Consider the following 5,154-nt stretch of genomic DNA (forward strand, 5'->3'; position numbering starts at 1 on the left):
TTTCAGACGGCCTTTGATTTATGTTTTCACTATGCCTGCTTATCCGGCAGATAAATTATTTCTCCTTAAACGTAGCTCCGACAAACGTCCTTTTCGGATTGCCGCGCTCAACTTGATAGAGTTGCGCGTGCTGTTCCTGCGCAAAATTTCCTGCCTGTCCAGCATGATGCTCTGCCAGCTTTTGTGCCAATAACATGACCGCCAATTTTTTATTGGCGTGCTGGCTGCGTTCGCTCTCGACCCGCACGGAAATGCCGCTTTCTTTATGGGTAGCGCGGACAGCGCTTTCGGTTTTATTGACGTGTTGCCCACCCTTGCCGCCCGAACGGCAGGTTTGAAACTCGATTCTGTTTTCAGACGGCATTTCATACATCTGCGGCATATCGGGCAAGCGGAAAACGCCTATATACCAATTTTTGCGCGGATATTTCGGGCGAACGGGGCTAGGGCATATCCATTGGAGCGTCCCCTGCCAAGTTTGTGCCAAGCTTTCGGCTTTCTGCCCTTCCAACTTGAGCATTGCCGACAAAATACCGTGCTTATCGGCGGTTTCGGTAACAAGTTCGGCATCAATGCCTTTGGCTTGGGCTTCGGCAAACAGCTTGCCCAAGACGAAACGGGCAAATATACGGCACTCTGCCGGCCCTTGAGCGGTGGAAATTTGCAGATAAACCGCTGGTGTATTCTGTTTCATCTTTACGCTCCACACTCGCCGCCGGTTTTATAGGTCAAAACAGGCTTAAACCGCGCGACCAATTCAATCAAACCTGCATTTTTCATGGCGGCAATAACGCTGTCGATGCTTTTATAAGCCTGCGGCGCCTCTTCAAAAATCAAGGCCTTATCCTGACAAACGACTACGCTGCCAAATTCGGTCTGGCGCAGGCTGTCGGCAGTGTATTTGTGCGACAGCCTGCCTTTGCATTCTCCGCGCTGCCACTTCCGACCTGCGCCGTGAGCCAAGGTATTCAAAGAAATTTGGCAGTCTTCGGCAGGTCGAACCAGATAGCTGTAATCGCCGCGCGAGCCGGGTATCATGACCAAGCCTTTATCGGTGGGCGTTGCGCCTTTTCGGTGCAGCCAACCGGTTGTGCCGTCAATCTCGGTTTGTTCCAAAAAATTATGATGGACATCGAGCAGGCATATTCCTTCTGCGCGCCAACGGTCGAGCATTCTGGCCGCAATCAAACGGCGGTTAAGGCTGGCAAATTCAAGGGCTGTTTGGTGTTCGGCAAGGTAGGCTGCTGCCGCTTCGCCCCCTTCTGCCAAACCTTGATGCCCAAAGGTGGCAATATGGCGTTGCAAAATCTGCTGGCCCAATCCTCGCGAACCGCTATGCACCAACAGTTGCAGATGGTTTTCATCAAAATCGGGCGGAAGCAAATCGGCGCGATAAACGGTATCAACGGTTTGCAACTCGGCAAAATGGTTGCCGCCGCCAATCGTACCTACGGCAAGGCCGTCTGAAAATTGGCGCATATCGACAGCGTCGCCTAATAAATCGACCTGTTCGTCTTTATCCAACGGCGTATCAATATTGCCCAGCTGTTTGGCGAGTTTGGCCGGTTTGAGTTTGGCTGCGCGTAAATTGGTCTGCCAAAACGCCATGCCGCAACCGATGTCATTCCCAATCAGGGCAGGATAAAAATGACGGTCGCTGAAAAATGCCGCGCCAACCGGATAACCGCGCCCCGCATGCAAATCCGGCATTCCGGCAACACGCAGCATATGCGGTAATCGGGCGGTGGTTTCGAGCTGTGCAACAGCGTTGCCTTCAATCCATGTATTTGAATCGGCAATAATTTGAATATGATGGGGATAATTGCCCATGTGTTTATGCTTTCTTTAAAACGGATAGAAACCGGCAACTGATGACAATAAATATCCACCGTCTGCGAAATGTTCAGACGGCCTGGTTTCTAGCCGATAATCGTAGGGAAAGCAGCCCGAAGCGGGCGACATGGAATGCGAAAAGCGTTATCCGAAAGTCAGACCGACGCTTGGGCTGCAAAGAATGTGATTGAGCGGATTGAAGTATTGCGTGTCATGGCTTGCTCCTTTCTTTGCATGAAAATATTAAAAACGTTCGGATTATAGAGGGTTCATTTCCAATCATGCAAACTTACCGACATCAATCTGCCAATAATGTTGCATAAATAGCAACTATTGAGAACATAATTTAGGCCGTCTGAAAACTTTTCAGACGGCCTTTGATACCCAATAATCCTTACAAAACAACGGTCGGATAAGAGCCGACAACTTTCACGAAGGAAGCGCGTTCGCCCAGTAGCTGCAAGGCTTTTTGGACATTTTCATCGCTTTGGTGGCCTTCGATATCGATGAAGAACAGGTATTCCCACAAAACCGATTTGCTTGGGCGGCTTTCAAATTTGGTCATGGAAATGCCCAACTCGGTGAAGGGTTGCAACAAGGAAGTAACGGCACCGGCACGGTTGGGTGCGGAGACGACCAAAGAGGTTTTATCGTTGCCGCTGCGGCCGGTTTCTTGATGGCCCATCACCAAGAAGCGTGTGGTGTTGTTCGGTTCGTCTTCGATACACTCGGCGGCAAAGCTCAACTGATAAATTTCCGCGGCGATACGTCCGGCAATGGCGGCCACATTCGGGCTGTCAGACTCGGCAACCAACCGCGCTGCTTCTGCATTGCTGGCTACGGCGATACGTTCGGCATTGGGCAGATTGCGGCCGAGCCAGTCGTTGCATTGCGCCAAGGCTTGGGCATGGGCAAAAACTTTGGTAATGCCGCTGATTTCGTGGCTGTCTTTACGCAGCAGGTTGTGATGAATGCGGACAACCACTTCGCCGCAGGCTTTCAAAGCGGTTACGGCCAGCAAGTCCAAAGTGCGCCCCACCGAACCTTCGGTCGAGTTTTCGACCGGCGCCACCAAATAATCGGCTTGGCGCGTTTCAACTTGTTTGAAGCAGTTGTCAATGGTGGTACACGCCATGGTGTATGCGGCGTGGCCGAAATGTTTGATGGCGGCTTGCTGGGTAAATGTCCCCTTCGGGCCCAAATAGGCAATCGTCAGCGGACGCTCTACCGCCAAACATTCACTCATAATCTCGCGAAACAGCCGGGTAACCGATTCATCCGGCAAAGGGCCGCGGTTCAAATCCTGAATCCGGCGTAAAACGGCCACTTCCCGCTCAGGACGGTACACCGCGCCTGTCCCTTTCAATTCGCCGATAGCATGCGCATGACCGGCGCGCTCGTTGAGCAAACGGAGGATTTCCGCATCGATGCTATCGATGGCATTGCGGTGCGGCAATAATTGTTCGTCTATGGATAAAGGCATAAGCTGTCTCGCAATTTTGTGAGGGATATTTTCATTTTAACATTAAAGGCCGCCTGAATTCCGTTTTCAGACGGCCTCAACACTATCTTTATCTAACTTTATCGTCTATCAGGTTTGCAAACGCCGCCAATTCCATCATAATTAAGCCTTTTGAACGACAAGGCCTATTCCATGCACTCAAACGGACTGTACACCCGTTTTCTGCCCGATGAAGAAGCAACCCTGAAACTGGGTGAAGAATGGAGCAAGCAGCTTTCCGCTCCGCTGACCATCTATCTTGAAGGTGGGCTGGGTGCAGGCAAAACCACGCTGACACGCGGGATTTTGCGCGGACTGGGACATACGGGCGCAGTCAAAAGCCCGACTTACACCATTGTCGAATCTTATCCGCTGGATGCATTCACCCTCCACCATTTCGACCTCTACCGCTTTACCATGCCCGAGGAATGGGAAGATGCCGGTTTGGACGAATTGTTTGCACCCGACAGCGTCTGCCTCATCGAATGGCCGCAGCAAGGTGGGGAATTCACGCCTCCGGCAGACATTACCATTACATTGACGTACACCGATAAGGGCAGAACCTGCACCTTTTCCGCCCACACAAACCAAGGCCGAAAAAGTTTAGAATCATGGTCAAATTAACTAGAAGACACATTCTCCGTCAAGGCACAGGACTATTTCTCACCCTCACACGCGTTGGTGCTGCATTGGCCAAACCGGCCTCTCCTGCGCAATTCCTTGCCGTCCGCATTTGGCCGGCGAACGCCTACACACGCGTTACCCTTGAGAGCAACCACTCGATGAAATACCAACATTTTATGTTGGACAACCCCAGCCGGTTGGTTGTGGATATTCAAGGCGCGGAAATCAACAGCGTCCTGCAAGGCATTTCCAGCAAAGTGCTGTCTAACGACCCTTTTATCCGCAGCATTCGTGCCGGTCAAAATACGCCCAATACCGTGCGTATCGTCATCGACCTCAAACAAAGCACCCATCCGCAAGTCTTTGCGCTCACCCCCGTCGGCAACTTCAGAAACCGCTTGGTTATCGACCTTTATCCGCACGGCGCAGATGCCAACGACCCGATGATGGCCTTGCTCAACGGCAATGTTCCCAAACAACGTCAAAATACCAATATCGCATACGACACCCCTGCCCCTAAAAACAATCGCAGCAGCGGCAACCGCCGTCCCGTGATTATGATCGACCCCGGTCACGGTGGCGAAGACCCCGGCGCAATCGGCCCGAGCGGCCTCAAAGAAAAAAACGTCGTACTTTCCATTGCCCGCGAAACCAAAAAACGCCTCGAAGCCTTGGGTTACAACGTATTTATGACGCGCAACGAAGACATCTTTATCCCATTGGGCGTACGCGTTGCCAAAGGCCGTGCGCGCAATGCCGACGTATTCGTATCCATCCACGCCGATGCCTTTACCAGCCCATCCGCTCGCGGTACCGGCGTATATATGCTCAATACCAAAGGCGCAACCAGCTCGGCGGCAAAATTCCTTGCCCAAACCCAAAACAACGCCGACGCCATCGGCGGCGTACAATCCAGCGGCAACCGCAACGTCGACAACACGATTTTGGACATGACCCAAACCGCAACCCTGCGCGACAGCCGCAAGCTCGGCCATTCCGTCTTGACCGAATTGGGCAAACTCAACCAACTGCACAAAGGCCGCGTTGATGAGGCCAACTTTGCCGTCCTCCGTGCGCCGGATGTTCCATCCATTTTGGTGGAAACCGCCTTCCTCTCCCACCCTACCGAAGAGCGGCTGCTCGGAAGCGAATCCTTCCGCCAACAATGCGCCCAAGCCATTGCCACCGGTATTCAT

Annotated in this window: 5 protein-coding genes; 2 read left to right on the forward strand and 3 right to left on the reverse strand. The window is 52.3% G+C overall.

From position 1 onward, the window contains the following. Positions 1–55 precede the first annotated feature (55 nt). The 3 genes from prfH to pheA form a co-directional block, all read right to left on the reverse strand. A complete protein-coding gene (prfH, locus tag Q1M25_RS07905) occupies positions 56–694 on the reverse strand; it encodes a peptide chain release factor H (RefSeq protein ID WP_300483692.1) in 639 nt (212 codons plus the stop codon). Between the two features lie 2 nt (positions 695–696). After that, the gene (locus Q1M25_RS07910) at positions 697–1,830 is read right to left on the reverse strand and encodes an RNA ligase RtcB family protein (protein WP_300483695.1); all 1,134 of its coding nucleotides are present in this window, start codon (positions 1,828–1,830) and stop codon (positions 697–699) included. A 397-nt stretch (positions 1,831–2,227) separates the two neighbouring features. Further along, positions 2,228–3,316 (reverse strand): prephenate dehydratase, encoded by a 1,089-nt coding sequence (gene pheA, locus Q1M25_RS07915; RefSeq protein ID WP_300483697.1) that lies wholly within the window; start codon positions 3,314–3,316, stop codon positions 2,228–2,230. A 171-nt stretch (positions 3,317–3,487) separates the two neighbouring features. On the opposite strand from pheA, the gene tsaE reads away from it, so the two are divergent. Then, positions 3,488–3,958 carry a tRNA (adenosine(37)-N6)-threonylcarbamoyltransferase complex ATPase subunit type 1 TsaE gene (gene tsaE / locus Q1M25_RS07920; RefSeq protein WP_295697599.1) on the forward strand — a complete coding sequence of 157 codons (471 nt, stop codon included), beginning with the start codon at positions 3,488–3,490 and terminating at the stop codon, positions 3,956–3,958. Further along, a partial coding sequence (locus Q1M25_RS07925) for an N-acetylmuramoyl-L-alanine amidase (protein WP_300483702.1) occupies positions 3,946–5,154 on the forward strand: 1,209 nt, incomplete at its 3' end. The genes tsaE and Q1M25_RS07925, both read left to right, overlap by 13 nt.

The organism is uncultured Neisseria sp. (assembly GCF_951230505.1).
Classification (GTDB): Bacteria; Pseudomonadota; Gammaproteobacteria; order Burkholderiales; family Neisseriaceae; genus Neisseria.

Bases quoted from the DNA above. Each gene is read 5' to 3' on its own strand.
- prfH (WP_300483692.1), bottom strand. From the start codon at position 694: ATGAAACAGAATACACCAGCGGTTTATCTGCAAATTTCCACCGCTCAA.
- Q1M25_RS07910 (WP_300483695.1), bottom strand. From the start codon at position 1,830: ATGGGCAATTATCCCCATCATATTCAAATTATTGCCGATTCAAATACA.
- pheA (WP_300483697.1), bottom strand. From the start codon at position 3,316: ATGCCTTTATCCATAGACGAACAATTATTGCCGCACCGCAATGCCATC.
- tsaE (WP_295697599.1), top strand. From the start codon at position 3,488: ATGCACTCAAACGGACTGTACACCCGTTTTCTGCCCGATGAAGAAGCA.